This window comes from Serratia sp. CY56464, from assembly GCF_052168435.1.
Taxonomy (GTDB): Bacteria; Pseudomonadota; Gammaproteobacteria; order Enterobacterales; family Enterobacteriaceae; genus Serratia; species Serratia marcescens.
On the sequence record NZ_JBJNMV010000003.1, the window covers coordinates 154,869 to 181,586 of the forward strand.

Annotated in this window: 27 protein-coding genes; 13 read left to right on the forward strand and 14 right to left on the reverse strand. The window is 59.9% G+C overall.

Annotation, left to right across the window (positions count from 1 at the left end; translation table 11 throughout):
- Positions 1–44: 44 nt before the first annotated feature.
- Genes hpf through ACJ8KE_RS16955 form a run of 8 tightly spaced genes read right to left on the reverse strand, consistent with a single transcriptional unit; the run spans position 45 to position 6,209 of the window.
- Positions 45–332, reverse strand: a complete 288-nt coding sequence (hpf, locus tag ACJ8KE_RS16920) for a ribosome hibernation promoting factor (RefSeq protein WP_004937038.1) — start codon at positions 330–332, stop codon at positions 45–47.
- Positions 333–355: 23 nt separating this feature from the next.
- Positions 356–1,789, reverse strand: a complete 1,434-nt coding sequence (gene rpoN, locus ACJ8KE_RS16925; protein ID WP_016930211.1) for an RNA polymerase factor sigma-54 — start codon at positions 1,787–1,789, stop codon at positions 356–358.
- A gap of 52 nt (positions 1,790–1,841) precedes the next feature.
- A complete protein-coding gene (gene lptB, locus ACJ8KE_RS16930) occupies positions 1,842–2,567 on the reverse strand; it encodes an LPS export ABC transporter ATP-binding protein (RefSeq protein ID WP_004937040.1) in 726 nt (241 codons plus the stop codon).
- A 6-nt stretch (positions 2,568–2,573) separates the two neighbouring features.
- Positions 2,574–3,113: a lipopolysaccharide ABC transporter substrate-binding protein LptA gene (gene lptA / locus ACJ8KE_RS16935; RefSeq protein ID WP_028127535.1), complete on the reverse strand. Its 540-nt coding sequence runs from the start codon at positions 3,111–3,113 to the stop codon at positions 2,574–2,576.
- Positions 3,082–3,660: an LPS export ABC transporter periplasmic protein LptC gene (gene lptC / locus ACJ8KE_RS16940; protein WP_016930209.1), complete on the reverse strand. Its 579-nt coding sequence runs from the start codon at positions 3,658–3,660 to the stop codon at positions 3,082–3,084. Before lptC ends, lptA begins: the two co-directional genes overlap by 32 nt.
- Positions 3,657–4,211, reverse strand: coding sequence for a 3-deoxy-manno-octulosonate-8-phosphatase KdsC (gene kdsC, locus ACJ8KE_RS16945; protein ID WP_021505108.1), 555 nt, complete (start codon positions 4,209–4,211; stop codon positions 3,657–3,659). The genes lptC and kdsC overlap by 4 nt, the downstream gene beginning before the upstream one ends.
- Positions 4,212–4,228: 17 nt before the next feature.
- On the reverse strand, positions 4,229–5,215 hold the full coding sequence (kdsD, locus tag ACJ8KE_RS16950) for an arabinose-5-phosphate isomerase KdsD (RefSeq protein WP_016930207.1): 987 nt from the start codon (positions 5,213–5,215) through the stop codon (positions 4,229–4,231).
- Positions 5,216–5,231: 16 nt separating this feature from the next.
- Complete coding sequence (locus ACJ8KE_RS16955) at positions 5,232–6,209, reverse strand: calcium/sodium antiporter (RefSeq protein ID WP_028127534.1); 978 nt, start codon at positions 6,207–6,209, stop codon at positions 5,232–5,234.
- Between the two features lie 303 nt (positions 6,210–6,512).
- On the opposite strand from ACJ8KE_RS16955, the gene mlaF reads away from it, so the two are divergent.
- The 7 genes from mlaF to murA all read left to right on the forward strand — a co-directional run bounded on the left by mlaF (position 6,513) and on the right by murA (position 11,324).
- Positions 6,513–7,328 carry a phospholipid ABC transporter ATP-binding protein MlaF gene (gene mlaF, locus ACJ8KE_RS16960; protein ID WP_028127533.1) on the forward strand — a complete coding sequence of 272 codons (816 nt, stop codon included), beginning with the start codon at positions 6,513–6,515 and terminating at the stop codon, positions 7,326–7,328.
- A 4-nt stretch (positions 7,329–7,332) separates the two neighbouring features.
- Complete coding sequence (gene mlaE, locus ACJ8KE_RS16965) at positions 7,333–8,115, forward strand: lipid asymmetry maintenance ABC transporter permease subunit MlaE (protein WP_004937059.1); 783 nt, start codon at positions 7,333–7,335, stop codon at positions 8,113–8,115.
- A 4-nt stretch (positions 8,116–8,119) separates the two neighbouring features.
- Positions 8,120–8,668 (forward strand): outer membrane lipid asymmetry maintenance protein MlaD, encoded by a 549-nt coding sequence (gene mlaD, locus ACJ8KE_RS16970; RefSeq protein ID WP_004937061.1) that lies wholly within the window; start codon positions 8,120–8,122, stop codon positions 8,666–8,668.
- A gap of 14 nt (positions 8,669–8,682) precedes the next feature.
- Complete coding sequence (gene mlaC, locus ACJ8KE_RS16975; RefSeq protein WP_004937063.1) at positions 8,683–9,312, forward strand: phospholipid-binding protein MlaC; 630 nt, start codon at positions 8,683–8,685, stop codon at positions 9,310–9,312.
- Positions 9,312–9,614, forward strand: coding sequence for a lipid asymmetry maintenance protein MlaB (mlaB, locus tag ACJ8KE_RS16980; RefSeq protein ID WP_016930202.1), 303 nt, complete (start codon positions 9,312–9,314; stop codon positions 9,612–9,614). Before mlaC ends, mlaB begins: the two co-directional genes overlap by 1 nt.
- Positions 9,615–9,754: 140 nt before the next feature.
- A complete protein-coding gene (ibaG, locus tag ACJ8KE_RS16985) occupies positions 9,755–10,009 on the forward strand; it encodes a BolA family iron metabolism protein IbaG (RefSeq protein WP_004937066.1) in 255 nt (84 codons plus the stop codon).
- A gap of 55 nt (positions 10,010–10,064) precedes the next feature.
- Positions 10,065–11,324 carry a UDP-N-acetylglucosamine 1-carboxyvinyltransferase gene (murA, locus tag ACJ8KE_RS16990; protein WP_004937068.1) on the forward strand — a complete coding sequence of 420 codons (1,260 nt, stop codon included), beginning with the start codon at positions 10,065–10,067 and terminating at the stop codon, positions 11,322–11,324.
- Positions 11,325–11,395: 71 nt separating this feature from the next.
- On the opposite strand, the gene degS is transcribed toward murA, so the two are convergent.
- The 3 genes from degS to zapG all read right to left on the reverse strand — a co-directional run bounded on the left by degS (position 11,396) and on the right by zapG (position 14,494).
- Positions 11,396–12,454, reverse strand: coding sequence for an outer membrane-stress sensor serine endopeptidase DegS (degS, locus tag ACJ8KE_RS16995; protein WP_049299901.1), 1,059 nt, complete (start codon positions 12,452–12,454; stop codon positions 11,396–11,398).
- An 88-nt stretch (positions 12,455–12,542) separates the two neighbouring features.
- Positions 12,543–13,913: a serine endoprotease DegQ gene (gene degQ / locus ACJ8KE_RS17000; protein ID WP_079451615.1), complete on the reverse strand. Its 1,371-nt coding sequence runs from the start codon at positions 13,911–13,913 to the stop codon at positions 12,543–12,545.
- Positions 13,914–14,092: 179 nt separating this feature from the next.
- Positions 14,093–14,494, reverse strand: a complete 402-nt coding sequence (zapG, locus tag ACJ8KE_RS17005; protein WP_004937074.1) for a Z-ring associated protein ZapG — start codon at positions 14,492–14,494, stop codon at positions 14,093–14,095.
- A gap of 231 nt (positions 14,495–14,725) precedes the next feature.
- Between zapG and zapE the strand changes: the two genes are divergently transcribed.
- The 5 genes from zapE (at position 14,726) to sspB (ending at position 18,427) form a co-directional block, all read left to right on the forward strand.
- Positions 14,726–15,853 carry a cell division protein ZapE gene (zapE, locus tag ACJ8KE_RS17010; RefSeq protein WP_016930199.1) on the forward strand — a complete coding sequence of 376 codons (1,128 nt, stop codon included), beginning with the start codon at positions 14,726–14,728 and terminating at the stop codon, positions 15,851–15,853.
- 264 nt (positions 15,854–16,117) lie between these two features.
- Complete coding sequence (gene rplM / locus ACJ8KE_RS17015) at positions 16,118–16,546, forward strand: 50S ribosomal protein L13 (protein WP_004937079.1); 429 nt, start codon at positions 16,118–16,120, stop codon at positions 16,544–16,546.
- A gap of 15 nt (positions 16,547–16,561) precedes the next feature.
- The gene (rpsI, locus tag ACJ8KE_RS17020) at positions 16,562–16,954 is read left to right on the forward strand and encodes a 30S ribosomal protein S9 (protein WP_004937080.1); all 393 of its coding nucleotides are present in this window, start codon (positions 16,562–16,564) and stop codon (positions 16,952–16,954) included.
- 325 nt (positions 16,955–17,279) lie between these two features.
- Positions 17,280–17,921 carry a stringent starvation protein SspA gene (gene sspA, locus ACJ8KE_RS17025; RefSeq protein ID WP_004937082.1) on the forward strand — a complete coding sequence of 214 codons (642 nt, stop codon included), beginning with the start codon at positions 17,280–17,282 and terminating at the stop codon, positions 17,919–17,921.
- Between the two features lie 5 nt (positions 17,922–17,926).
- On the forward strand, positions 17,927–18,427 hold the full coding sequence (gene sspB, locus ACJ8KE_RS17030; RefSeq protein ID WP_004937084.1) for a ClpXP protease specificity-enhancing factor: 501 nt from the start codon (positions 17,927–17,929) through the stop codon (positions 18,425–18,427).
- Between the two features lie 63 nt (positions 18,428–18,490).
- Here sspB and ACJ8KE_RS17035 read toward each other — a convergent pair whose 3' ends face one another.
- The 3 genes from ACJ8KE_RS17035 to gltB all read right to left on the reverse strand — a co-directional run bounded on the left by ACJ8KE_RS17035 (position 18,491) and on the right by gltB (position 25,029).
- Positions 18,491–18,970 (reverse strand): hypothetical protein, encoded by a 480-nt coding sequence (locus ACJ8KE_RS17035; RefSeq protein WP_016930197.1) that lies wholly within the window; start codon positions 18,968–18,970, stop codon positions 18,491–18,493.
- Between the two features lie 165 nt (positions 18,971–19,135).
- Complete coding sequence (locus ACJ8KE_RS17040; RefSeq protein ID WP_079451616.1) at positions 19,136–20,554, reverse strand: glutamate synthase small subunit; 1,419 nt, start codon at positions 20,552–20,554, stop codon at positions 19,136–19,138.
- A 14-nt stretch (positions 20,555–20,568) separates the two neighbouring features.
- Positions 20,569–25,029: a glutamate synthase large subunit gene (gene gltB / locus ACJ8KE_RS17045; protein ID WP_016930195.1), complete on the reverse strand. Its 4,461-nt coding sequence runs from the start codon at positions 25,027–25,029 to the stop codon at positions 20,569–20,571.
- 691 nt (positions 25,030–25,720) lie between these two features.
- Here gltB and ACJ8KE_RS17050 point away from each other — a divergent pair.
- Entirely contained in the window at positions 25,721–26,659 is a 939-nt protein-coding gene (locus tag ACJ8KE_RS17050; RefSeq protein WP_442517320.1) for a TIGR01212 family radical SAM protein, read from the forward strand.
- Positions 26,660–26,718: the final 59 nt, after the last annotated feature.

Consider the following 26,718-nt stretch of genomic DNA (forward strand, 5'->3'; position numbering starts at 1 on the left):
GGGGAGGCGGCGACGGATGCCGCCTCATGGAATGGGTTAGGGTGTCAGTGTTGCTTCAATTTGTCTTTATGTTTGTTCAATTGACGTGCCAATTTGTCGATCAGCGTATCAATTGCGGCATACATATTCTCGTCTTCCGAGGTGGCGTGCAACTCGCCTCCATTCACGTGCACCGTTGCTTCCGCAATTTGCTGCACTTTTTCCACACTTAATACAACATACACCTGATTGATGCGATCAAAATACTGTTCGAGTTTGGCGAACTTGTTGTTCACGAACTCGCGCAACGGATCGGTGATTTCGATGTGGTGTCCGGTAATGTTGAGCTGCATAGTGTCTTCCTTCTCAATAGAGGTCAAACCAACTGTTTACGCTGGTTCGACGGCGGGATGGACAAAGACTCTCGGTACTTGGCGACGGTGCGCCGCGCCACGATGATCCCCTGATCGGCGAGCAGGGTGGCCAGCTTGCTGTCGCTGAGTGGTTTGGCGGGGTTTTCCGCCGCAATCAATTTCTTCACCAATGCGCGGATCGCCGTCGAGGAGGCTTCGCCGCCGCTGTCGGTATTCACGTGGCTGGAGAAGAAATATTTCAATTCGAAAATGCCGCGCGGGCTGTGCAGAAACTTCTGCGTGGTGACGCGCGAGATCGTCGATTCATGCATTTCCACGGCCTGGGCGATATCCGCCAGCACCATGGGTTTCATAAACTCTTCGCCTTGCTCGAAGAACGCCTGCTGCTGATCGACGATGCAGCGGGTGACCTTCAGCAGCGTCTCGTTACGGCTCTCCAGGCTTTTAATCAGCCACTTGGCTTCCTGCAGGTTGCTGCGGATGAACTGGCCGTCGGCTTCGCTGCGGGCGCTGTTGCCCAGCGCTGCGTATTGCTGATTGATCTTCAAACGCGGAACGCTGTCGCCGTTGAGCTCGACCGTCCATTTGTTCTGCGTCTTGCGCACCAGCACGTCCGGGATCACGTATTCCGATTCGCCGGTATTGATCGACTGCCCCGGGCGCGGATCGAGCGACTGAATCAGCAGCATCGCTTCTTTCAGTGTATCTTCTTTTAGCCGGGTTGATCGCATCAGGCTGCGAAAGTCATGGTTGGCCAGCAGATCCAGATGGTCGCTGATGATCAGCCGCGCTTCGGCCAGGTAAGGGGTGTCTTTGGCGTATTGGGAGAGCTGCACCAGCAGGCAATCGCGCAGATCGCGCGCGGCGACGCCGATCGGATCGAAACGCTGCACGCGCTTCAACACCGCCTCGACTTCATCGAGGGTCACGTTTTCGTCGCCCAGGCTTTCCAGAATGTCTTCCAGCGGCACGGTGAGATAGCCGGTGTCGTCCACCGCGTCGACGATGGAGGTGGCGATGGCGGCGTCGGTATCGGAAAACGGCGTCAGATCCACCTGCCACATCAGGTAATCCTGCAGCGTTTGGGTGGTCTCGCCCTGATAGACCGGCAGCTCGTCGTCGCTGTAGTCGGTGCCGGTGCCGGACGGCGTGCCGGCGGTGTAGATCTCATCCCAGGTGGCGTCCAGCGGCAGCTCTTCCGGCATGTCTTTCTGTTCCAGCGCCTCGCGGGTATCGAGCCCCTCGGTCTCCTGGGTTTCTTTGGCGTCGATTTCGTCGTGCAGATCGGTCTGTTCAAGCAGCGGATTGCTCTCCAGCGCCAGCTGGATCTCTTGTTGAAGCTCAAGCGTGGACAACTGCAGCAGGCGGATCGCCTGCTGGAGCTGAGGAGTCATGGCCAGCTGTTGACTGAGCCTGAGTTGCAAACCTTGCTTCATAGTTTTCTGTCTACTTCCGTTAACGGTGTCGCCCCGCAGGGCGCGCCGGCGCTTAGAGGCGGAACTCTTCGCCCAGATAAACGCGTTTAACCTGCTCGTCGGCCAGAATAGCATCCGGCGTGCCGTGGGCAATCAGTTTGCCCTGGCTGACGATGTAGGCGCGTTCACACACGTCCAGCGTCTCGCGCACGTTGTGGTCGGTGATCAGCACGCCCAGGCCGCTGTCACGCAGGTGCTCGATGATTTTTTTGATGTCGATAACGGAAATCGGATCCACCCCGGCGAAGGGTTCGTCCAGCAGAATGAATTTCGGGTTGGCCGCCAGCGCGCGGGCGATTTCGACGCGGCGGCGTTCACCGCCGGACAGCGCCTGGCCGAGGCTGTCGCGCAGATGGGAGATATGGAACTCTTCCATCAGCTCTTTGGCGCGGTCTTCGCGCTGTTCGCTGGTGAGGTCGGGGCGAATCTCCAGCACCGCCATCAGGTTGTCGTACACGCTCAGGCGGCGGAAGATCGACGCTTCCTGCGGCAGGTAACCAATGCCGCGGCGCGCGCGGGCGTGCAGCGGCAGCAGGCTGATGTCTTCTTCGTCGATCACGATGCGCCCGGCGTCGCGCGGCACGATGCCGACCACCATGTAGAAGGTGGTGGTTTTACCGGCGCCGTTCGGGCCGAGCAGGCCGACGATCTCGCCGGATTTCACTTTCAGGCTGACGTCTTCGACAACTTTACGGCCCTTGTAGGCTTTCGCCAGGTTTTCTGCGATGAGTGTTGCCATAAGTGATTAGTTACTCTTTTTTTGCTCGTTTTTGTCTTGCAACTGCGACGGTACCAGAACCGTTGTCACGCGTTTGCCTTTATCGCTAAACGCCTGCATTTGCTGCTGTTGCACCAGATAGGTGATGCGATCGCCTTTCACGTTGCTGTCGAGCTGCTCCAGATAGGCGTTGCCCGTCAGGGTCACCAGCTGGGTCGCCACGTCGTAACGCACTTTCTGCGCGTGGCCTTTGACCGGCTTGCCGCTGTCCTGCATCTGGTAGAAGGTTACCGGGTTGCCGAACGCTTCAATATAGGTCTTATTCTGATCTCCGCCCGGGCGGGTGACGACCACCTTGTCGGCGCGAATATCGATGGTGCCCTGTTTGATCACCACGTTGTCGGTGAAGGTGCTGACGTTGCTTTGCATGTCCAACGACTGCTTGAGCGAGTCGATGCTGACCGGCTGGCTGGAGTCGGATTTCAGCGCCAGAGCGGGGGCGCTGGCGGCCAAAACTAAGCTGCCGAGCAACAGGTTACGGAGTTGTTTTTTGGTTCTGAATTTCATAGTTGGTCTTAACCTTATCAATCAGCTCAGCGGTTTTGGTCCGCAGGTTCCCACGCATTTTCATGCCGTTAGAGGTAAAATTGGTCCCGTAAAGCGTGACTTCGTCATCGGAGGTGACGTCTTGGGTGACCAGGTTTACCTGAGCGTTGTCCGTCTTAATTTTTTCCAGCTGCGAGGTGGTGGTCAGGCTGTTCACCTCGACGTGACCATACAGATACAGCATTCGGTCTTTAGTCAGTTTGGCGCGATCGGCGCGAACTGACCAGGTGGCCACCGCATTCTCATCGAACAGCGTCATCACCGGCTGGGTGAACCAGCTCAGCTCGCCGGCGGTGTAATACTTCGCGTCTTCCGCCACCAGTTTGTAATTCAGCTTGCCGGCCGGGTTGTACACCACGGTGACCGTGTGCTGGCTCTGGTAGGTCGGATCCTGATCGTTGACCGGGCCAGGGGCCGTGTCGTCGCTGAAGTCCGTCATGTTCCAGCCGATCAGCGCCAGAACGATCACCGTCAACAGGATGGTGATCCACAGTTTGGTTTTACTCATATCGACAGCCCTTTGGCGTCCTCCAGCTTATTTTGAGCCAAAAGAATGATGTCGCACAGTTCGCGCACCGCGCCGCGGCCGCCGGCAATGCGGGTGACGTAGTGGGCGCGCGGCGTCAGCAGCGGGTGGGCGTCCGCCACCGCGACCGCCAGGCCGACCTGCGCCATCACCGGCCAGTCGATCAGGTCATCGCCGATATAGGCGACCTGATCCGCCGTTAACGACAGTTTATCCAACAGTTCGCGGAAGGCCAAAAGCTTATCGGATTGCCCCTGATACAGATGGGTGATGCCGAGCGTCTGCGCGCGATCTTCCAGCAGCTTGGCGGAGCGACCGGTGATGATCGCCACCTCGATGTCCGAGGTTTTCAAGCAGCGGATGCCGTAACCGTCGCGCACGTTGAACGCCTTCAGTTCTTCACCGTTGTTGCCCATGAAGATCAGGCCGTCCGACAGCACGCCGTCAACGTCGCAAATCAACAGGCGGATGTTCCCGGCACGCGCCATAACCTCTTGTTCTACCGGCCCGTAGCAGGTTTCTACCATACCCATTCCGTTCTATTCCTTAATTAAACGACGCCGGCGCGCAGCATGTCATGCATATGTACCACACCCAGCAACTGGTCGCCATCGGCAACCAGCAGCGCGGTGATGTGGCGTTGTTGCATCAGGTTCAATGCATCGACCGCCAGGAGGTTGGGGCGCACCCGCACGCCGCCCGGCGTCATGACATCGGCGATCTTCGCCTCGTGCAGGTTGATGCCCATGTCGAACACCCGGCGCAGGTCGCCATCGGTAAAGATGCCGGCGATTTTCATCAAATCGTCGCAGATCACCGTCAGGCCCAGATTTTTGCGGGTAATTTCCAGCAACGCGTCGCGCAACGAGGCGTCGGCGCTGACGTGGGGTATTTCATCGCCGCTGTGCATGATATCGCTAACCCGCAGCAGCAGTTTGCGGCCGAGTGCGCCGCCCGGATGCGACAGCGCGAAATCTTCCGGCGTGAAACCGCGCGCTTTCAGCAGCGCAACGGCCAGCGCATCGCCCATCACCAGCGTGGCGGTGGTGCTGGTGGTCGGCGCCAGCCCCAGCGGGCACGCTTCCTGCGGCACCTTGATGCACAGGTGGATATCCGCCGCTTTACCCATCGCGCTTTCCGGATTGTTGGTCATACAGATGAGGGTGATCTGTTGGCGTTTCAACACCGGGATCAGCGCCAGGATCTCGCTGGACTCGCCGGAGTTGGAGATGGCGAGCACGATGTCCTGCGGGGTGACCATGCCCAAATCGCCATGGCTGGCCTCCGCCGGATGAACGAAGAATGAGGGCGTGCCGGTGCTGGCGAAGGTCGCGGCGATCTTGCAGCCGATATGGCCGGATTTGCCCATGCCCATCACCACCACTTTGCCGCCGCAGGCGGCGATCGTTTCGCAGGCGCGGGTGAAGTCTGCGTTGATGTAGCGATCGAGCTGGGCCAGCCCTTCACGCTCTATCTGAAGCACTTCTTTACCGGCCTGTTGAAAATCGAAGCCCGGTTGCAACTCAATGTTCGACATACTCATTCCCGTCGGTTTAGCCGAAAGTACTGAAAGGGTTAAAGAACAGCACCGCAAGATACGCAATAAAGCCGCATAATAACAGCGCGCCCGCCAGGTGGCCGATGCGATGTTTGCGGCCGATGCACAGCACGCTCAGCAGCACGCTGGCCGCCAGCATCACCCAGTAATCGCGCTGGAAGGCGGCGGTGTCTACGCTGCCCGGCGACAGCAGGGCGGGTACGCCCAGCACGATCACCGTGTTGAAAATATTGGAGCCGATGATATTGCCAATCGCCATATCATCCTCGCCCTTCAGCGCCCCGGCGATGGAGGTGGCCAGTTCGGGCAGGCTGGTGCCGATGGCGATAATGGTCAAACCGACCACCAGTTCGCTCAGGCCGAAATAGTGCGCGATCACCGTCGCGTTATCGACCACCATTCTGGAAGAGAGCGGCAGAATGATAAACGCCAGCACCAGCCACAGCACCGCCACGGTATTGCTGCTGTCCTGCGGCAGCTCGGCGATCTGCTCCATAGTCAGGCTGTCGCTGCCCTCGCGCTGCGCCAGCCGGGCGATTTTCAGCATCAGCAGGATGAAGCCGGCGGCGGCGGCCAGCAGCAGCACGCCGTCCAGCCTGCTCAGGGTGCCGTCCATCAACACGAAACCGCATAATACTGTGACCGCTAACATCAGCGGCAGTTCGCGCCGCAGTATCTCAGAGCGCGCGGCCAGCGGGTGAATCAACGCCGCCACGCCCAGGATCAATAAAATGTTGGTGATGTTGGAACCGACTACGTTGCCAACGGCCATATCTATCTGCCCGTTCAGCGCGGCGGTGGTGGACACGATCAGCTCCGGCAGCGAAGTGCCGATGCCGACGATGGTCATGCCGATGATCAACGGCGGTACGCCGAGCGAGCGGGAAATCACGGCAGCACCATAAACTAAGCGGTCTGCACCGTACACCAGTAGAAATAAACCAACGATTAATAATGCTATCGCGAGAAACATGCAGGGTCCTTTGTCGGGTATTATCCCGGTTCGTTGGTTAAAGCCGTCAATGCGGCGGTATTGCTTGCCCTCCGTTGCGCGCGTTTGAGCCGCAGCAACGGTTTTCCCCGGCTAATAGTTGAACAGTTTCGTTTTTTTTCGTTATGGCGCCAATTTTGACCGGGTGGCGCGGAAAAGTAAAACCAATGGCACCATTGGTTGCGAAATGGCAGTAAGTTTTTGTAAAGATGAGACGGATTGCGCCCATTGCTTTAACATCACGGGTAGATTCAGCAAAAGATGAGTCGTAAAGGGTCCATTAACATGCTCCAAAAGGCAGATAATTTGGTCGAAGTGCGCGACATGAGCTTCTCGCGCGGCGACCGACGGATATTTGAAGACATCAACCTGACGGTGCCTCGCGGTAAGGTCACGGCGATCATGGGGCCATCGGGCATCGGCAAAACCACGCTGCTGCGCCTGATAGGCGGCCAGCTGGCGCCGGACAGCGGGGAGATTTGGTTCGACGGCGACAACATTCCCGCGTTGTCCCGCCGTCAGTTATACGACGCGCGCAAAAAAATGAGCATGCTGTTCCAGTCTGGCGCGCTGTTTACCGATTTGACCGTATTCGAAAACGTGGCCTACCCGCTGCGCGAGCACAGCAACCTGCCGGAGCCTTTGTTGCGCAGCACGGTGCTGATGAAGCTGGAAGCGGTGGGGCTGCGCGGCGCGGCTCAGCTGATGCCCAACGAGCTTTCCGGCGGCATGGCGCGCCGGGCGGCGTTGGCGCGCGCGATCGCGCTGGACCCGGAAATGATCATGTTCGACGAACCTTTCGTTGGCCAGGATCCGATCACCATGGGAGTGCTGGTCAAGCTGATCGATGAGCTGAACCATGCGCTGGGCATTACCTGCATCGTGGTGTCGCACGACGTACCGGAGGTGCTGAGCATCGCCGACTACGCCTACATCGTGGCCGACCACCGGGTGATCGCCGAAGGCACCACGCAGCAATTGCAGAACAATCCTGATGCGCGCGTGCGCCAGTTCCTGGATGGTATAGCGGATGGGCCGGTGCCGTTCCGCTATCCGGCCGGGGATTATCAGACCGAACTGCTAGGCTTAGGGAGTAAATAAGCTCATGTTATTAAGAGCGTTAGCGTCGTTGGGGCGCAGTGGCATCAACACCAGCGCCAGCTTCGGCCGCGCGGGGTTGATGCTGTTCAACGCGTTGATTGGCCGGCCGGAACCCGGCAAGCAGTGGCCGCTGCTGTTGAAACAGCTCTACAGCGTCGGCGTGCAGTCGCTGCTGATCATCATGGTCTCCGGGCTGTTTATCGGCATGGTGCTGGGCCTGCAGGGCTATATCGTGCTCACCACCTACAGCGCCGAGGCCAGCCTCGGCATGATGGTGGCGCTGTCGCTGCTGCGCGAACTGGGGCCGGTGGTCACGGCGCTGCTGTTCGCCGGCCGCGCCGGTTCCGCGCTCACGGCGGAAATCGGCCTGATGAAGGCGACGGAGCAGATCTCCAGCCTGGAAATGATGGCGGTCGATCCGCTGCGGCGCATCGTGGCGCCGCGCTTCTGGGCCGGGCTGATCAGCATGCCGCTATTGACCATCATTTTCGTGGCGATCGGCATTTGGGGCGGCTCGGTGGTCGGCGTGGACTGGAAAGGCATCGACAGCGGCTTCTTCTGGTCGGCGATGCAGGGCGCCGTGGAGTGGAAAAAAGATCTGCTCAACTGCCTGATCAAAAGCGTGGTATTCGCCATTACCGTAACCTGGATTGCCATTTTCAATGGGTACGACGCCGTGCCTACCTCTGAAGGGATTAGCCGGGCGACGACGCGTACCGTGGTGCATTCGTCACTGGCGGTGTTGGGATTGGATTTCGTGCTGACCGCACTGATGTTTGGGAATTGATTCGATGCAAACGAAGAAGAGTGAAATCTGGGTTGGGGCATTTATGCTGATCGCGCTGTGCGCCATCGTGTTTATCTGCCTGCAGGTGGCGAACCTTAAATCGATCGGCAGCGAGCCGACCTACCGCATTTACGCGACGTTCGACAACATCGGCGGCCTGAAACCGCGTTCGCCGGTGAAGATTGGCGGCGTGGTGATCGGCCGCGTGGCGGACATCGAACTCGATTCGAAAACCTACACGCCGCGCGTGGCGCTGGATATCCAGAAAAAGTACGACCAAATCCCGGATACCAGCTCGCTGGCGATCCGCACCTCCGGCCTGCTGGGCGAGCAATATCTGGCGCTTAACGTGGGCTTCGAAGATCCTGATATGGGCACCACCATCCTGAAAGATGGCGGCACCATTCAGGACACCAAATCAGCCATGGTTCTGGAAGACCTGATCGGCCAGTTCCTGTATAAAAGCGGCGGTCAGGACAGCGCCAAATCGGGAGACGCGGCCGCTGAGCCGGCTGCCGGCGCCGCACCGCAACCCGCTGTTCCAAATCATTAAGAGAGGATACCTGCATGTTTAAACGTTTACTGATGGTGGCTCTGCTGGTGGTTGCACCGCTGGCGAGCGCAGCCGACCAAACCAATCCTTACAGCATGATGCAAGAAGCGGCGCAGAAGACTTTCAGCCGTTTGAAGAACGAACAGCCGAAGATCAAGCAGGACCCGAACTACCTGCGTGCCATCGTGCATCAGGAACTGATGCCGTTCGTGCAGGTGAAATACGCTGGCGCGCTGGTGCTGGGGCGTTACTACAAAGAGGCAACGCCTGCGCAGCGCGAAGCTTACTTCACCGCCTTCCAGGCTTACCTGGAGCAGGCTTACGGCCAGGCGCTGGCGATGTATCACGGCCAGACTTACCAGATCGCGCCTGAACAGCCGCTGGGCAATGCCGACATCGTGGCTATTCGCGTCACCATCATCGACAACGGTGGCCGTCCGCCGGTGCGTCTGGATTTCCAATGGCGCAAGAACAGCAAAACCGGCTACTGGCAGGCGTATGACATGATCGCCGAAGGCGTCAGCATGATCACCACCAAGCAAAATGAGTGGGCGTCTACGCTGCGTACTCAGGGCATCGACGGCCTGACCAAACAGCTGCAGGCCGCCGCCGCGCAGCCTATCACGCTGGACAAGAAAAACTGATGTCGGCAGCGCTCAGCTTCGAATCAGAGCAGCAGACGCTGATCCTGCGCGGTGAACTGGATCGGGAAACGCTGCAGCCGCTGTGGCGGCAGCGCGACGCGCTGATGGCGGATAAAACCGCGATCGACGTGGCGCAACTGCAGCGCGTGGACTCCGCCGGGCTGGCGCTGTTGCTGCATCTGCAGGAAGAGCAGCGCGAGCGCGGCGTAGCGCTGAAAATTTTCGGCGCCACCGAGCGCCTGAAAACGCTGATCGCGCTCTACAACCTGCAGGCGATAATGCCTGTCGATACCGCCGGTTAGCGGCGTTTTACGCCGCTCTTGCGTGGCAAAACGATACAAAGCCCCTGTTATGCAGGGGCTTTTTCTTTAGTTTAAGAAAACATCGTATTCCACTAAGATACTAGGCTGTTTATGATCCTTTAGCGGCAGAACTGGATACTATGGAAACCAACGAGATTAAAGACGTGCTGATGCAGGCATTGGCACTGGATGAAGTACATGTGACGGGCGACGGTAGCCATTTTCAGGCGATTGTGGTCGGTGAACTGTTCGCCGGCATGAGCCGCGTCAAAAAACAGCAGACGGTTTACGCACCGCTGATGGAATACATTGCGGACAACCGCATTCATGCCTTGTCTATTAAGGCGTACACCCCTGAAGAGTGGCAGCGAGACCGCAAACTCAACGGATTTTAAGGCTGTTTGCCCTGCCGGGCGGGCAGCTTCAGATTAGATAACAGAGAGTAGTCAGATGGATAAATTTCGTGTGCAGGGTCGGACCCGCCTGAGCGGTGAAGTGTCTATTTCCGGGGCCAAAAACGCCGCCCTGCCGATCCTGTTCGCCGCCCTGTTGGCGGAAGAGCCGGTCGAGCTGCAGAATGTCCCCAAGCTGAAGGACATCGACACCACCATTAAACTACTCAACCAGTTGGGTACCAAGATTGAGCGCAACGGTTCGGTCTTCGTGGACGCCAGCGGCGTGAACGAGTTTTGCGCCCCTTACGATCTGGTGAAAACCATGCGCGCTTCCATTTGGGCGCTGGGGCCGCTGGTGGCGCGTTTCGGCCGTGGCCAGGTTTCCCTGCCGGGCGGCTGCGCGATTGGCGCGCGTCCGGTCGATCTGCACATCACCGGCCTGGAGCAGTTGGGCGCCGAGATCAAGCTGGAAGAAGGCTACGTCAAGGCGTCCGTCGAGGGCCGTCTGAAGGGCGCGCACATCGTCATGGACAAGGTGAGCGTGGGCGCGACCGTCACCATCATGAGCGCCGCGACCCTGGCGACCGGCACCACCGTTATCGAAAACGCCGCGCGTGAGCCGGAAATTGTCGATACCGCCAACTTCCTCAACACGCTGGGCGCGAAGATCAGCGGCGCCGGCAGTGACAAGATCACCATCGAGGGCGTCGAGCGTCTGGGCGGCGGCGTGTACCGCGTGCTGCCTGACCGCATCGAGACCGGCACCTTCCTGATCGCCGCCGCGGTTTCCGGCGGCAAAGTGATGTGCCGCAACACCCGTCCGGACACGCTGGATGCGGTGCTGGCCAAGCTGCGCGAAGCCGGTGCCGATATCGAAGTGGGCGAAGACTGGATCAGCCTGGACATGCACGGCAAACGCCCGAAAGCGGTCACCGTGCGCACCGCGCCGCACCCGGGCTTCCCGACCGACATGCAGGCCCAGTTCAGCCTGCTGAACCTGGTGGCGGAAGGCACTGGCGTTATCACCGAAACCATCTTCGAAAATCGCTTCATGCACGTGCCGGAATTGATCCGCATGGGCGCGCACGCGGAGATCGAGAGCAACACCGTGATCTGCCATGGCGTTGAACAGCTGTCCGGTGCTCAAGTGATGGCGACCGATCTGCGCGCTTCCGCCAGCCTGGTGATCGCCGGCTGCATCGCCGACGGCGTGACCGTCGTCGATCGCATCTATCACATCGATCGCGGCTATGAGCGTATTGAAGACAAGCTGCGCGCGCTGGGTGCGAACATCGAACGCGTGAAAGGCGAGTAAGTCATTAGCGCCGGCGCGGCTGCGTCGGCAGGATGAATAGCAAAGGGCCGGCTATCAATGCCGGCCCTTTTTTAATTGCTGTCTTCCGGGAATTCACCCACCGTCATTTTCAACGTAATGCGTTTGCCGTCGCGCAGCACGATAACCGGTATCTCGGTGCCCGGTCTGATCTCCGCCACCTGATCCATGGTCTCCAGCACGGACACCGCCGGTTTGTTATCCACGTTGATGATGATGTCGTTGATCTGGAAGCCGGCGTTGTTCGCCGGGCCGTTCGGCGTAATCTCGGTCACGATGATGCCCTGCAGGCGATCGATGCCGGAATTGGACGAGCGCAGCGGAATGATCTCCTTGCCCTGAATACCGAAATAGCCGCGGATAACGCGGCCGTCGCGGATCAGCTTGTCCATGATCTTGGTGGCCAGTTCGATCGGGATCGCAAAGCCCAGCCCTTCCGGCGTTTCGCCGTCGGTGATTTTGTCATAGGTCAGGGTGTTGATACCGATCAGCTCACCCAGCGAGTTGACCAGCGCGCCGCCGGAGTTGCCGCGGTTGATTGAGGCGTCGGTCTGCAGGAACGTCTGCCGGCCGGTGGTGCTCATACTGATGCGCCCGGTGGCGCTGAGGATGCCCTGAGTGACGGTCTGCCCCAGGTTATACGGGTTGCCGATCGCCAGCACCACATCGCCGACGTGGGCAACGCGGTTTTTGTTGGTCGGGATCACCGGCAGGTTGCCGGGATCGATCTTCAGCACCGCCAAATCGGTCAGGCCGTCGGAGCCCACCAGCAGCGCTTCGTAACGGCGGCCATCCTGCAACACCACGGTGATCTGCTGTGCGTCTTTGATCACGTGGCGGTTGGTGATGATATAGCCGCGTTCGTTCATGATCACGCCGGAACCGAGCGACAGCACGTTGGCGGCGCCGTTCAGGTTGCGGTTGTAGATGTTCACCACGGCAGGGGCGGCGCGGCGCACCGCCTTGTTGTAGCTCACCGGCGTTTCGTCGCTGGTATTCTCGGTTTTCTCTGCAAACAGACCGTTGGAAGAACGCAGCATGGGCAGAGCGGCCAATAGCAGGCCGGCAACGATGAGACCGATAACGACAGAACGCAAGAGCTTAGCAAACATGGAGTTTTCGTGGTGTGGTGAACGATGTTCGGAGGATAGCATGAGTTAACCGGGCGCAGTATGTCACCGAGCCCGGTTTTTGCACAAATTAACGCAGCAGCAGATAAATGGTTTCGTTACCGCGCACGATATTGAGCGCCATCACCGGTGGTTTGGCTTCCAGCACCTTGCGCAGTGCGGTGATACTGTCTACGCGCTGGCGGTTGACGCCGATGATCACGTCGCCTTTTTGCAGGCCGATTTGCGCCGCCGTCGAGCCTTTATCCACGTTCTCCACCTTCACGCCCTTGTCGCCGCTCGGCAGCGCGCCGTTGCTGAGGGATACCCCCTGCAGCGCCGGCGACAGCGTTTCGGCGTTGGTCGAGGCGCTCTCGCTGTTGTCCAGCGTGACCGAGACTTCCTGCGGTTTACCGTCGCGCAGCAGGCCTACCTTGAGGGTTTTGCCCGGTGCGGTGGTGCCGACCTTGGCGCGCAGTTCGGCAAAACTGTTCACCGGTTTGCCGTCGACGGAAACCAGAATATCCCCGGCTTTGATGCCGGCCTTGGCGGCGGCAGATTTCGGCAACACTTCGCTGACGAAGGCGCCGCGTTGCGCGTCGGTGTTGAAGGCTTTAGCCATGTCCGGGGTCATTTCACTGCCCTTGATGCCAAGCAGGCCGCGTTTCACTTCGCCGAATTCGATCAGCTGCTGGCTCAGGTTCTGCGCCATATTGCTCGGAATGGCGAAGCCGATGCCGACGTTGCCGCCGCTCGGCGCCAGAATGGCGGTATTGATGCCGATCAGTTCGCCGTTCAGGTTAACCAGCGCGCCGCCGGAGTTGCCGCGGTTGATGGAGGCGTCGGTCTGAATGAAGTTTTCCAGCCCTTCCAGATTCAGGCCGGTGCGGCCCAGCGCCGAGATGATGCCGGAGGTGGCGGTTTGGCCCAGGCCGAACGGGTTGCCGACCGCCACGGCGAAGTCGCCGACGCGCAGCTTGTCGGAATCGGCCATCTTGATGGCGGTCAGGTTTTTGGTATCGCTGAGCTGCAGCAGGGCGATGTCGGATTGTTCATCGCGCCCGACCAGCTTGGCGTCCAGCTCGCGGCCGTCGTTCAACTGCACGCGGATTTTGTCGGCGTTGTTGATGACGTGGTTGTTGGTCAGCACGTAGCCCTTGGCGGCGTCGATGATCACGCCGGATCCCAACCCTTCAAACGGGCGGGAGCTCTGCTGTTGGCCGGGGAAATTGGGGCCGAAGAAGCGTCTGAGCTCTTCCGGCAGCTGTTGACGCTGCACCTGGGTGCCTGCGACATGCACGCTCACTACGGCGGGCAAGACTTTTTCCAGCATCGGCGCCAGGCTCGGCAGCGGCTGCCCCTGCACGGCGACGGGCAGGGCCGCGTTGGCCGCCGGTGCGGCGCTGAGCGCCAGGCCGAGGCTCATTGCCAATGCACTAAGAATTAACGACTTTTTCTTCATTGATGATAACTCTCTCAATACCTGCCGATGAAAATTTGATGATAAGGCAATCGCCTTGTCATAGTGAAGGGTAAGACCGTGAATTTGCGTGCAAAGTTCAGTAAAGGTAATGCGAAGGAAGGTCAATATGGCGTAAACGGGATTAACCCCGCGGGTGGCCCCGCGGGCGAAGAAAGAATTCAGTCGCGGCGTGCGCTTTGACCGCGCAGCAGGCCGGAGGCCCCTTCAGAATAGTCGCGCGGCATTTCCACCGGCGCCTGATCGTTGTCCGCTTCCGCTTCGGTCAGGCGATAGCGGAACGGGTTCTCCTGCATCGGCAGATCCGGCAGCAGGTTGTTGGAGCTTTTCGCCATGTGCTGATACAGCTGGCGATAATCGCGCGCCATGTTGTCCAGCAGCTCGGCGCTGCGGGCAAAGTGGCCGACCAGCTCCTGACGGTACTCTTCCAGCTCGGTTTTGCTCTTGTCCAGCTCGTTCTGCAGGACTTGTTGTTGACGTAATTTACGGTTGCCAAAACGCATCGCCACCGCACCAATCACGATACCGACGACCAAACCAATCAGCGCATACTCCCAGGTCATGATGACTCCTATTTTGACTTCGTTGTTCCGCAGGGATTTTTCACTTAATAATATCCACTATAACCGTTAACCTTGTCCGAGTGGAATCCTGATGCGCTTCCACCTGGTTTTCACAGGGTTTTCAGCGGCGCCCGCAGCGGGCATTTGTGGCGATAACGGTGCGAATCGGCATCAACTTGCCGCCAACGTTGGCTAAATAATTTCTAAGCGTTCTTAGGGAACATCGAACAGATGCAGGCACTATCACCGTTATCTCGCTACCAGCAGGCGCTGGAGGCGGGGGAATATCAGGCCGATGAGGTTCAACGCCGGGCCGTCACTCAACTGGATCGCATTTATCAGGCTCTGCTGCAAAAGCCGGCGGCGAGCGCGCCGGCCGGCGGGCTGCGCGGCAAGCTCAGCCGCTTGCTGGGCAAGGGCGGCGAAACGGCGCCTCAGCGCCCGGTGCAGGGGCTGTACATGTGGGGCGGCGTCGGGCGCGGCAAAACCTGGTTGATGGATATGTTCTTCCACAGTCTGCCGGGCGATCGCAAAATGCGCCTGCACTTCCACCGCTTCATGCTGCGGGTGCATGAAGAGCTGACCGAGTTGCAGGGGCGGGAAAACCCGCTGGAAATCGTCGCCGACGGCTTCAAGGCCGAGACCGACGTGCTGTGCTTCGACGAATTCTTCGTCTCCGACATCACCGACGCCATGCTGTTGGCCACGCTGCTGCAGGCGCTGTTCGCGCGCGGCATCACGCTGGTGGCCACGTCGAACATCCCGCCGGACGATCTGTACCGCAACGGCCTGCAGCGGGCGCGTTTCCTGCCGGCTATCGATCTGATCAACGAGTACTGCGACGTGATGAACGTCGACGCCGGCATCGACTATCGTCTGCGCACCCTGACCCAGGCGCACCTCTACCTGACGCCGCTGAGCGACCAGACGCGCGAGGCGCTGGATCGGATGTTCGTCAAGCTGGCGGGCAAGGCGGGGGAGGACGCGCCGGTGCTGCAGATTAACCATCGGCCGCTGCAGGCGATCCGTTCGGTGGACGGCGTGCTGGCGGTGGATTTCCACACGCTGTGCGAAGAGGCGCGCAGCCAGCTGGACTACATCGCGCTGTCGCGGCTGTACCACAGCGTGATCCTGTATAATGTGCAGGTGATGGGGCCGCTGAAAGAGAATACCGCGCGCCGTTTCCTGGCGCTGGTGGATGAATTCTACGAGCGGCACATCAAGCTGGTGATCGGCGCCGAAGCGTCGATGTTCGAGATCTATCAGGGGGTGCAGCTGAAATTTGAATTCCAGCGCTGCCTGTCGCGCCTGCAGGAAATGCAGAGCGAAGAGTACCTCAAGCTGCCGCATCTGCCCTGAGCCCGCCGGGCCTATCGCCGGTTGTCCGCCGCCGGCGATAAATTTATTTTCCATTCAAAAACCGTTCGATCTTTGTGAGCGACTTCTCTATAATCTTGCGACCCCACGTTACAACAAAGTTTTTTTTCCCAAAAACTTTATAGTGCCGGCAATGGCTATTCGAAGGGGTAGGTTTGCTGGACTTGTATGGTCGTGTGAGCCTCAACTGTTTTCGAGCGTTTGGGTGTTCACCAACGTGTAACTAATTATTGGGTAAGCTTTCTAATGAAAACTTTTACAGCTAAACCAGAAACCGTAAAACGCGACTGGTACGTTGTTGATGCAGATGGTAAAACTTTAGGCCGTCTCGCTACTGAACTGGCTCGTCGCCTGCGCGGCAAGCATAAAGCGGAATACACCCCGCACGTGGATACCGGTGATTACATCATCGTTCTGAACGCTGACAAAGTTGCTGTAACCGGCAACAAGCGTACAGACAAAGTGTACTACCACCACACCGGCCACATCGGTGGTATCAAGCAAGCGACCTTTGAAGAGATGATTGCCCGCCGTCCTGAGCGCGTGATTGAAATCGCGGTTAAAGGCATGCTGCCAAAGGGCCCGCTGGGTCGTGCTATGTTCCGTAAACTGAAAGTTTACGCGGGCACCGAGCACAATCACGCGGCACAGCAACCGCAAGTTCTGGACATTTAATCGGGATTAATGGCAATGGCTGAAAATCAATACTACGGCACTGGTCGCCGCAAAAGCTCCGCCGCTCGCGTCTTCATCAAGCCGGGCAACGGTAACATCGTTATCAACCAGCGCAGCCTGGAACAGTACTTCGGTCGCGAAACTGCCCGCATGGTAGTTCGTCAGCCGCTGGAACTGGTCGACATGGTTGGCAAACTGGACCTGTACATCACCGTTAAAGGTGGTGGTATCTCCGGTCAAGCTGGCGCTATCCGTCACGGTATCACCCGTGCACTGATGGAATACGATGAGACTCTGCGTTCTGAACTGCGTAAAGCTGGCTTCGTCACCCGTGACGCTCGTCAGGTTGAACGTAAGAAAGTCGGTCTGCGTAAAGCACGTCGTCGTCCGCAGTTCTCCAAGCGTTAATTTTCGCTGCTTCGGCAGTGCGATTTACGCAAAAAACCCGGTGCTTCACCGGGTTTTTTTACGCCTGAAATCCGCCGTCCCCGACTAAAATCTGTGGCATATCAGACAATTCAACATGAATTCGCCGCACCGTCCCCACAAAACAAGCAGAATCTGGTAAACTATCACCCACTTTTGCGCCTGTTCGCCGTGCAGTTGACCTCCTGGGCCGGTTTTTTATGGGCTCGGGTCGCGCTGCGTGCTGCCGGCCTGCGGCAAGATTATTCAGGATAGCAGCCTGTCAGTTGGCTATTCGCAGTATTTTCTAGATAACTTGGAGGTTTTCATGGCTGTCGCTGCCAACAAACGTTCGGTAATGACGCTGTTCTCTGGCCCGACCGACATTTTTAGCCATCAAGTACGTATCGTACTGGCGGAGAAAGGTGTCAGCGTCGAGATCGAGCAGGTCGAAATGGATAACCTGCCGCAAGATCTGATTGACCTCAACCCTTACCAGACGGTGCCTACGCTGGTCGATCGCGAACTGACCCTGTATGAATCCCGCATCATCATGGAATATCTGGATGAGCGCTTCCCGCACCCGCCGCTGATGCCGGTTTACCCGGTTGCCCGTGGTGAGAGCCGTCTGATGATGCTGCGCATCGAGAAGAACTGGTACTCGCTGATGGACAAGATCGAGAAGAGCAGCGGCCAGGAAGCGGAATCCGCCCGTCGCCAACTGCGCGAAGAGCTGCTGGCGATCGCGCCTATCTTCGGTCAGGCGCCGTATTTCATGAGCGAAGAGTTCAGCCTGGTGGATTGCTACCTGGCGCCGCTGTTGTGGCGTCTGCCGCAGCTGGGCATCGAATTGAGCGGCGCCGGTTCCAAAGAGCTGAAAGGCTACATGACCCGCGTCTTCGAACGCGACGCCTTCCTGGCTTCCCTGACCGAAGCCGAGCGTGAAATGCGCCTGCAGACCCGGGGCTAAGCGCGATGGACATGTCTCAGATGACGCCGCGTCGCCCGTATCTGCTGCGGGCGTTCTACGACTGGCTGCTGGATAACCAACTGACGCCGCACCTGGTGGTCGACGTGACTCGCCCGGACGTGCAGGTGCCGATGGAGTTCGCGCGCGATGGTCAGATCGTGCTGAATATCGCGCCGCGCGCGGTAGGCAACCTGGCGTTGGGTAACGAAGACGTGCAGTTCAACGCGCGCTTCGGCGGCGTGCCGCGTCAGGTTTCGGTGCCGATGGCCGCCGTGCTGGCGATTTATGCGCGTGAAAACGGCGCCGGCACGATGTTCGAACCGGAAGCCGCCTACGACGAAAGCGAAGGCGTGTTCGAAGGTCTGGACAATGAGACGATCCCTTCGGAAACCCTGATGTCGGTGATCGACGGCGATCGCCCGGATACCGCGGAAGACAACGGCCCGGATGACGAACCGCCACAGCCGCCGCGCGGTGGCCGCCCGGCGCTGCGCGTGGTGAAATAACCCCGTGAGAACAAACGAAAAAGCACCCCATGGGGGTGCTTTTTTTTTGCCCGGCAGACGCGCTCAGCCTTTCAAGGCGGCAATGCAGGCGTCGCGCGGCGCGCTGAGATCGCCTACGCGCACGGTAGATAGGGCGTGGGTTGCGCGCTCACGGAAACTGGTGATGGCGGTGTCGCCTTGCACCTCCGGCGGCGCGGTGCAAATGTCATTGAGCGGCAGATCGTTGCCTTTGTTGAGCGCCTGCAACACCGCCGCCGGATTGTAGATCAGGGCCGCGGAGAGGGCCGATTTGATGCCGGCGGTAAAGCCGGCATTGCCGCCGCCGGCCAACTTGGGCGCCAGGGCAATCCAGCTGTCGTCCCCCAGCCGGATGCTGTTTTCCACGGCGCCGAACTGCCCGGCCTTGCCCAACTGCGCCACGACCGGGCGTGCGCCGCGCGCTTCGATATTGTAACCAACCTCCTGCGAATCCAGCGCCATGGCTGAAGCGCTGAAACTGACGGCCAGCAGCGCGCCGGCCAACAGGGAAATGGAGCATTTCATGTTCGCTATCCTTATCTCGGTGTCAGGCGCAGCCGCGCCCCGCAATGGTGCTAACTCAATACTATAGCGCGTTGAGGCGGTGGGGAGAGGGGAGGTTGTTACAAAGCGTGGCAGGCTAAAAACAGAGGCCCGGCAATATGCCGAGCCTCTGATGGTACGGAAGGTTTACACTTCCAGGTAGTTCATGATGCCGTCTGCCGCTTTACGGCCTTCGGCGATCGCCGTCACTACCAGGTCAGATCCGCGCACTGCGTCACCACCGGCGAAGATTTTCGGGTTGCTGGTCTGAAACGCGTTGTCGCTGCCTTCCGGCGCCAGGATGCGGCCCTGTTTATCGAGCTGCACGTCGTGTGCCGCCAACCAGTCCATGCGGTGCGGGCGGAAGCCGAACGCCATCACCACCGCGTCCGCGTCGATCACGTGTTCGGAACCCGGCACCTGCTCCGCCGTCTGACGGCCATTGGCATCCGGCGCGCCCAACTGAGTGCGCACCATTTTCACTCCGGCCACGCGGCCGGCGCTGTTCAGTTCGATGCTCAGCGGCTGCAGGTTGAACTGGAAGTCCACCCCTTCTTCCCGGGCGTTCTTCACTTCGCGTTTGGAGCCCGGCATGTTGGCTTCGTCGCGGCGGTAGGCGCAGATGACCTGCGTTGCACCCTGACGCACCGAGGTGCGCACGCAGTCCATGGCGGTATCGCCGCCGCCCAGCACCACCACCCGTTTGCCTTCCATGCTGACGTAAGGCTCGTGCTGATCGGTTTCATACCCCATCAGCTGCTTGGTGTTGGCGATCAGGAACGGCAGCGCGTCGTACACGCCCTGCGCTTCCTCATTCTCCAGGCCGCCGTGCATCGACTGATAGGTGCCGACGCCGAGGAACACCGCATCGTACTCGCTCAGCAAAGTCTCCATGCTGACATCTTTGCCCACTTCGGTGTTCAACTGGAACTCGATGCCCATCTCGCTGAAGATGCCGCGGCGTTTGACCATCACTTCCTTTTCCAGCTTGAAAGCCGGGATGCCGAAGGTCAGCAGGCCGCCGATCTCTGGATGACGGTCATACACCACCGCTTTGACGCCGTTGCGGGTCAGCACGTCGGCGCAGGCCAGCCCGGCAGGGCCGGCACCGACGATCGCCACGCGCTTGCCGGTCGGCTGTACGTGAGACATGTCCGGCTTCCAGCCCATTTCGATGGCCTTATCGCTGATGTAGCGCTCGATATTGCCGATGGTGACCGCGCCGAACTCGTCGTTCAGAGTGCAGGAGCCTTCGCACAGGCGATCCTGCGGGCATACGCGGCCGCACACTTCCGGCAGACTGTTGGTCTGATGCGCCAGGTCCGCCGCTTCCATGATGCGGCCTTCGTTGGCCAGTTTCAGCCAGTTCGGGATGTAGTTGTGCACCGGGCACTTCCACTCGCAATACGGGTTGCCGCAGGACAGACAGCGGTCCGCCTGGGCCTTGGCCTGGGTTTCCGAAAACGGTTCGTAGATCTCGACGAACTCGATTTTGCGGATCTTCAGCGGTTTCTTTGGCGGATCAACACGCTGCAGGTCGATAAATTGGTAAACGTTCTGGCTCATTAATGACCTACCTCTTACTGCGCCTGCACCCGCAGCTCGGCTGCGGAACGGCTACGGTGACCCAACAGCGCTTTGACATCGCTGGACTTCGGTTTGACCAGGGCGAACTTCGGCGCCCACTCCGGCCAGTTGGCCAGGATCTCTTCCGCGCGGGAAGAGCCGGTCGCCTGCACGTGTTCGGTGATCAGGCCGCGCAGGTGCTCCTCATGGATCGCCAGCTGATCGACATCCAGCACTTCCACCAGCTCCGGGTTTACGCGCTTGCGGAACTCGCCGTCTTCGTCCAGCACGTAGGCGAAGCCGCCGGTCATGCCGGCACCGAAGTTGATGCCGGTTTTACCCAGCACGCAGACGATGCCGCCGGTCATGTATTCGCAGCCGTTGTCGCCGATGCCTTCCACCACGGTGATGGCGCCGGAGTTGCGCACCGCGAAGCGTTCGCCCGCGCGGCCGGCGGCGAACAGCTTGCCGCCGGTGGCGCCGTACAGGCAGGTGTTGCCGACGATGCTGGCTTCATGGCTGCGGAAGGCGGAGCCGATCGGCGGACGCACCGCGATGCTGCCGCCGGCCATGCCTTTGCCGACATAGTCGTTGGCGTCGCCGGTCAGGGTCAACTCGACGCCGCCGGCGTTCCATACGCCGAAGCTCTGCCCGGCGGTGCCGGAGAAGTGCGCCTTGATCGGATCGGCTGCCATCCCCTGATCGCCGTGTACGTTGGCGATCGCGCCGGACAGCATGGCGCCTACGGAGCGGTCGGTGTTGCGAATGTCGAAGTAGAAGGTTTTACCCTGCTTCGCTTCGATGTACGGTTCCGCCTGCGCCAGCAACTCTTTGTTCAGCAGACCCTTGTCGAACGCCGGGTTGCTGCTTTCGGTACAGTACACCGCTTTGCCCGGATGCGGCGTGGCGGTTGTCAGCAACGGCGACAGATCCAGCTTGTTCTGCTTGGCGGAAATGCCGTCCAGCTCGGTCAGGAACTCGGTGCGGCCGATCAGATCCACCAGTTGGCTCACGCCCAGTTGCGCCATGATCTCGCGGGTTTCACGCGCGATAAACTGGAAGTAATTCGTCACGCGTTCCGGCAGGCCGTGGTAGTGATCGCGGCGCAGCTTGTCGTCCTGAGTCGCAACGCCGGTCGCGCAGTTGTTGAGGTGGCAGATGCGCAGGTATTTACAGCCCAGCGCCACCATCGGCCCGGTGCCGAAGCCGAAGCTTTCCGCACCCAGGATCGCCGCTTTGACGATGTCCACGCCGGTTTTCAGACCGCCGTCCACCTGCAGACGGATCTTGTGGCGCAGGCCGTTGGCCACCAGCGCCTGCTGGGTTTCCACCAGGCCCAGTTCCCATGGGCAGCCGGCATATTTCACCGAGGACAGCGGGCTGGCGCCGGTGCCGCCGTCGTAACCGGCGATGGTGATCAGATCGGCATAGGCTTTCGCCACGCCGGTGGCGATGGTGCCCACGCCCGGCTCGGACACCAGTTTCACCGAGATCACCGCCTTCGGGTTGACCTGCTTCAGATCGAAGATCAGCTGCGCCAGATCTTCGATCGAGTAGATGTCGTGGTGCGGCGGCGGGGAGATCAACGTTACGCCCGGCACCGAGTAACGCAGTCTGGCGATGTACGGGGTGACTTTATCGCCCGGCAACTGGCCGCCTTCGCCCGGCTTGGCGCCTTGCGCCACCTTAATCTGGATCACGTCGGCGTTCACCAGGTAGGCCGGCGTCACGCCGAAGCGGCCGGAGGCCACCTGTTTGATGCGCGACACCTTGTTGGTGCGGTAGCGCGCCGGATCTTCGCCGCCTTCGCCGGAGTTGGAGAAGCCGCCGAGGCCGTTCATGGCGATCGCCAGTGATTCGTGCGCTTCCGGGCTCAGCGCGCCGATCGACATCGCCGCCGTGTCGAAGCGTTTGAACAGCGACTCCGCCGGCTCGACCTGATCGACCGGGATCGGTTCGCCTTTCGGCGTGATGGCCAGCAGATCGCGCAGCATGGCGACCGGCCGCTCATTCACCAGCTTGGCGTAGGCCTGGTAGTCGCTGTACTCGCCGCTGTGCACCGCTTTTTGCAGCGAGTTCACCACGTCCGGGTTGTAGGCGTGGTATTCGCCGCCGTGCACGAACTTCAGCAGGCCGCCTTGCTCCAGCGGCTTGCGTTTCAGCCAGGCGCGCTTGGAAAGGTTCTGCAGATCCTGCTGGAAGTCGCTGAAGCTGGCGCCGCCGATGCGGCTGACCACGCCCTGGAAGCACAGATCCGCCAGATCGCGGTGCAGGCCGACCGCTTCGAACAGCTTGGAACAGCGGTAAGAGGCGATGGTCGAGATGCCCATCTTGGACATGATCTTGTACAGGCCTTTGTTGATGCCGTTGCGGTAGTTCAGCATCACGTCGCGGTATTTCTTGTCGATCGCCTGGCTGTCCACCAGTTTGGCCAGGGTTTCATAGGCCAGATACGGGTAGATGGCGGTCGCGCCGAAGCCGAGCAGCACAGCGAAGTGGTGCGGATCGCGGGCGCTGGCGGTTTCAACGATCAGGTTGGCGTCGCAGCGCAGGCTTTTCTCCACCAGCCGGGTCTGCACGGCGCCAACGGCCATCGGGGCCGGTACCGGCAGGCGGCCGGGCGCGATGGCGCGGTCGGACAGCACCAACAGCACCGCGCCTTCGCGCACCTTGCGTTCCGCTTCGTCGCACAGGGCGCGAATGGTTTGCTCCAGATCCTGCTGCTGCGGATCGAAGGTCAGATCGAGCGTCTCGGCGCGATAGTATTCGCCTTCCAGCGTGGTGAGCTGTTTGAAATCGGAGTACAGCAGGATCGGCGATTTGAAGCTCAGGCGGTGCGCCTGGCCTTCGGCTTCGCAGAACACGTTCATTTCACGGCCGATACTGGTGGCCAGCGACATGACGTGCGCTTCGCGCAGCGGATCGATCGGCGGGTTGGTGACCTGCGCGAACTGCTGGCGGAAGTAGTCGTAAACGATGCGCGGCCGGCTGGAGAGCACGGCGAACGGGGTATCGTCGCCCATCGAGCCGGTGGCTTCCTGGCCAATCTCGCCCAGCACGCGGATCACCTGATCCAGCTCTTCGCTGCTGTAGCCGAACTGTTTCTGGTAGGTTTCGAGCTGCGCGTCGTCGAGCTCGCGGCTGCCGACCTGATCGTCCGGCAGATCTTCGAACGGCACCAGGCGTTTGACGTTTTTCTCCATCCACTCTTTATACGGGTGGCGGCTTTTCAGATCGTTGTCGGTTTCCGCCGAGTGCAGAATGCGGCCGCTGCGGGTGTCGATCACCATCAGCTCGCCGGGGCCGACGCGGCCTTTTTCCACCACTTCATCCGGCTGGTAATCCCAGATGCCGACTTCGGAGGCGCAGGTGATCAGCTTGTCTTTGGTGATCACGTAGCGCGCCGGGCGCAGGCCGTTGCGATCGAGGTTACAGGCGGCGTAGCGGCCGTCGGACATCACGATGCCGGCCGGGCCGTCCCACGGCTCCATGTGCATCGAGTTGAAGTCGAAGAAGGCGCGCAGATCGCCGTCCATGTCGGGGTTGTTCTGCCAGGCCGGCGGCACCAGCAGGCGCATGGCGCGGATGAGATCCATCCCGCCCGCCAGCAGCAGCTCCAGCATGTTGTCCAGCGAGCTGGAGTCGGAGCCGGTTTCGTTGACGAACGGCGCGGCGGCCTGCAGATCCGGGATCAGCGGCGTTTGGAATTTATAGGTACGGGCGCGCGCCCACTGGCGGTTGCCGGTGATGGTGTTGATTTCGCCGTTGTGCGCCAGGTAGCGGAACGGCTGAGCCAGCGGCCAGCGCGGCACGGTGTTGGTGGAGAAGCGCTGGTGGAACAGGCAAATGGCCGACTCCAGGCGCAGGTCCGCCAGATCGAGATAGAAGCGCGGCAGATCCGCAGGCATGCACAGGCCTTTATAGATCGTCACCAGGTTGGAGAAGCTGCAGACGTAGAAGCTGTCATCCTGCACCCGTTTCTCGATGCGGCGGCGCGCCACGAACAGGCGGCGCTCCATATCGCGCGGGCGCCAGCCGGCCGGGGCGTTAACGAAGATTTGCTCGATGCGCGGCAGGGAAGAGAGGGCGATTTCACCCAGCACGTCCGGGTTGGTCGGCACTTCACGCCAGCCGACGATCGACAGCGTTTCGTTTTGCAGCTCTTCTTCCACGATGCGGCGGCTGAGGCGCGCTTCCTCTTCATTCTGGCTGAGGAACATCATGCCGACGGCGTAGTTCTTGGCCAAACGCCAGCCGCGCTCTTCCGCCACCATGCGGAAGAAGCGATCGGGTTTTTGCAGCAACAGGCCGCAGCCGTCGCCGGTCTTGCCGTCGGCGAGGATCGCGCCGCGGTGCTGCATGCGGGCCAGCGCGTGAATGGCGGTGCGCACCACCTTGTGGCTAGGTTCGCCTTCTATGTGGGCGATCAGGCCGAAACCACAGTTGTCCCTCTCTTGGGATTTATCGTACAACATATCGTGAACCTCCCCAGGCTCTGCGTGACTCTCACAACCTACTGCGAGGGGGCTTCCCAATTTCAGGCAGAAGTCCAATCAGCAAGTTAACCCCGCCAATCTGCTTTTCCGCCCTCCATCAATGGCCTCTCGTGACGGTCTCACAAGTGGTATAGGACTTGTTTTAAGAGGGAGTCTTCAATTACTGCATAAATATGACGAGACGTTTGCCCGTCCAGAAAGCTTCCAGCGGACTTCCAACTTAGCGAGAAAGAATTCGCAGGTCAAATGTGGGCTTAAGATAGATTCTTATCGAATTGGTGATGTTTATTTATTTGAAAAATAAGTGTTTTAATGCATTTTTGCACTATCGTGGGGCAACGCCGATCCCCGCAGAAGTGTGAGCTGTCTCACTATAGTGCAACCCCTTAATCTCTGCACCATGCTAGTGCGGGGGTTAATGCCAGAATTTTATTCTATAAGATATTGCTTAGCTGATGTTTATGACTATTTTTCACCGTGTTGTCATATTGCCGTTAACGGTTGCGTGACGATTAGAATAATTCATCAGAATTATAGTGAATTGATTTGCATTTATGATGAATAGTTATGCCTGGTGGCGCCTTGCGGGGAAAGCGTTGATCTCTGTCATCGCGGGAAAAACCGTTTCTTATTAGCATCGCGGCTTTGAACGCAGAGAACCACCAAGATTATGCAGTTGCCGCAATTAGTCAATATGTTTGGCGCGGATCTCCAGCGCCGCTATGGCGAAAAGATCCATAAACTCACGCTGCACGGCGGATTCGGCTGCCCTAACCGCGACGGCACGTTGGGGCGCGGCGGCTGTACGTTCTGCAACGTCGCCTCGTTTGCCGATGAGGCGATGCAGAGCCAGAGCATCGCCGAACAGCTGGCGCAGCAGGCTGCGCGGGTCGATCGGGCGCGGCGCTATCTGGCCTATTTCCAGGCCTATACTAGCACCTATGCGGAGGTTGAACGGCTGGAGGCGATGTATCGGCAGGCGTTGGCGCAGAGCGTCATGGTCGGACTGTGCGTCGGCACCCGGCCGGACTGCGTGCCGGCCGCCGCGCTGGATCTGTTGACGGGATACCGCGAGCAAGGCTATGAGGTGTGGCTGGAGCTGGGGCTACAGACGGCGCATGATAAAACACTGAAGCGCATCAACCGCGGCCATGATTTTCGCTGTTATCAGCAGACTGCGCGGCTGGCCCGGCAGCGCGGGCTGAAGGTGTGCTGCCATCTGATCGTCGGGCTGCCGGGAGAAACCCAGCGCGATCATCTGCTCACGCTGCAGCGGGTGACGGAGACCGGCGTCGACGGCATCAAGCTGCATCCGCTGCACGTCGTCACCGGCAGTATCCTGGGGCGGGCGTGGCAGGCCGGGCGGTTGCCCGAACTGGTGCTGGAGGATTACGCCGCCAGCGCCGGGGAGATGATCCGCCATACGCCGGGCGAGGTGGTGTACCACCGTCTTTCCGCCAGCGCCCGGCGGCCGACGCTGCTGGCGCCGCTGTGGTGCGAAAACCGCTGGAGCGGCATGCAGGCGGTCGGCGCTTATCTGCAACGGCACGGCGGGCAGGGCAGCGCGCTGGATGAAAAACGGCGCTACCGGCCCGGCATGCCGCTCTGAAGTGCAATCTTTGCCACACTTCGGCGTTTGCCGCCTTATCTCACCGCTGTTTTACGGTA

Coding starts and splice junctions, on each gene's coding strand:
- rpoN (WP_016930211.1), bottom strand. CDS start 1,789: ATGAAGCAAGGTTTGCAACTCAGGCTCAGTCAACAGCTGGCCATGACT.
- lptA (WP_028127535.1), bottom strand. CDS start 3,113: ATGAAATTCAGAACCAAAAAACAACTCCGTAACCTGTTGCTCGGCAGC.
- kdsD (WP_016930207.1), bottom strand. CDS start 5,215: ATGTCGAACATTGAGTTGCAACCGGGCTTCGATTTTCAACAGGCCGGT.
- zapG (WP_004937074.1), bottom strand. CDS start 14,494: ATGACCTGGGAGTATGCGCTGATTGGTTTGGTCGTCGGTATCGTGATT.
- ACJ8KE_RS17040 (WP_079451616.1), bottom strand. CDS start 20,554: ATGAGCCAGAACGTTTACCAATTTATCGACCTGCAGCGTGTTGATCCG.
- sspB (WP_004937084.1), top strand. CDS start 17,927: ATGGACATGTCTCAGATGACGCCGCGTCGCCCGTATCTGCTGCGGGCG.
- ACJ8KE_RS16955 (WP_028127534.1), bottom strand. CDS start 6,209: ATGTTTCTCGCGATAGCATTATTAATCGTTGGTTTATTTCTACTGGTG.
- gltB (WP_016930195.1), bottom strand. CDS start 25,029: ATGTTGTACGATAAATCCCAAGAGAGGGACAACTGTGGTTTCGGCCTG.
- rplM (WP_004937079.1), top strand. CDS start 16,118: ATGAAAACTTTTACAGCTAAACCAGAAACCGTAAAACGCGACTGGTAC.
- degS (WP_049299901.1), bottom strand. CDS start 12,454: ATGTTTGCTAAGCTCTTGCGTTCTGTCGTTATCGGTCTCATCGTTGCC.
- degQ (WP_079451615.1), bottom strand. CDS start 13,913: ATGAAGAAAAAGTCGTTAATTCTTAGTGCATTGGCAATGAGCCTCGGC.
- hpf (WP_004937038.1), bottom strand. CDS start 332: ATGCAGCTCAACATTACCGGACACCACATCGAAATCACCGATCCGTTG.
- lptC (WP_016930209.1), bottom strand. CDS start 3,660: ATGAGTAAAACCAAACTGTGGATCACCATCCTGTTGACGGTGATCGTT.
- rpsI (WP_004937080.1), top strand. CDS start 16,562: ATGGCTGAAAATCAATACTACGGCACTGGTCGCCGCAAAAGCTCCGCC.
- zapE (WP_016930199.1), top strand. CDS start 14,726: ATGCAGGCACTATCACCGTTATCTCGCTACCAGCAGGCGCTGGAGGCG.
- mlaE (WP_004937059.1), top strand. CDS start 7,333: ATGTTATTAAGAGCGTTAGCGTCGTTGGGGCGCAGTGGCATCAACACC.
- mlaB (WP_016930202.1), top strand. CDS start 9,312: ATGTCGGCAGCGCTCAGCTTCGAATCAGAGCAGCAGACGCTGATCCTG.
- mlaD (WP_004937061.1), top strand. CDS start 8,120: ATGCAAACGAAGAAGAGTGAAATCTGGGTTGGGGCATTTATGCTGATC.
- lptB (WP_004937040.1), bottom strand. CDS start 2,567: ATGGCAACACTCATCGCAGAAAACCTGGCGAAAGCCTACAAGGGCCGT.
- mlaC (WP_004937063.1), top strand. CDS start 8,683: ATGTTTAAACGTTTACTGATGGTGGCTCTGCTGGTGGTTGCACCGCTG.
- ACJ8KE_RS17035 (WP_016930197.1), bottom strand. CDS start 18,970: ATGAAATGCTCCATTTCCCTGTTGGCCGGCGCGCTGCTGGCCGTCAGT.
- kdsC (WP_021505108.1), bottom strand. CDS start 4,211: ATGGGTATGGTAGAAACCTGCTACGGGCCGGTAGAACAAGAGGTTATG.
- sspA (WP_004937082.1), top strand. CDS start 17,280: ATGGCTGTCGCTGCCAACAAACGTTCGGTAATGACGCTGTTCTCTGGC.
- murA (WP_004937068.1), top strand. CDS start 10,065: ATGGATAAATTTCGTGTGCAGGGTCGGACCCGCCTGAGCGGTGAAGTG.
- ibaG (WP_004937066.1), top strand. CDS start 9,755: ATGGAAACCAACGAGATTAAAGACGTGCTGATGCAGGCATTGGCACTG.
- ACJ8KE_RS17050 (WP_442517320.1), top strand. CDS start 25,721: ATGCAGTTGCCGCAATTAGTCAATATGTTTGGCGCGGATCTCCAGCGC.
- mlaF (WP_028127533.1), top strand. CDS start 6,513: ATGCTCCAAAAGGCAGATAATTTGGTCGAAGTGCGCGACATGAGCTTC.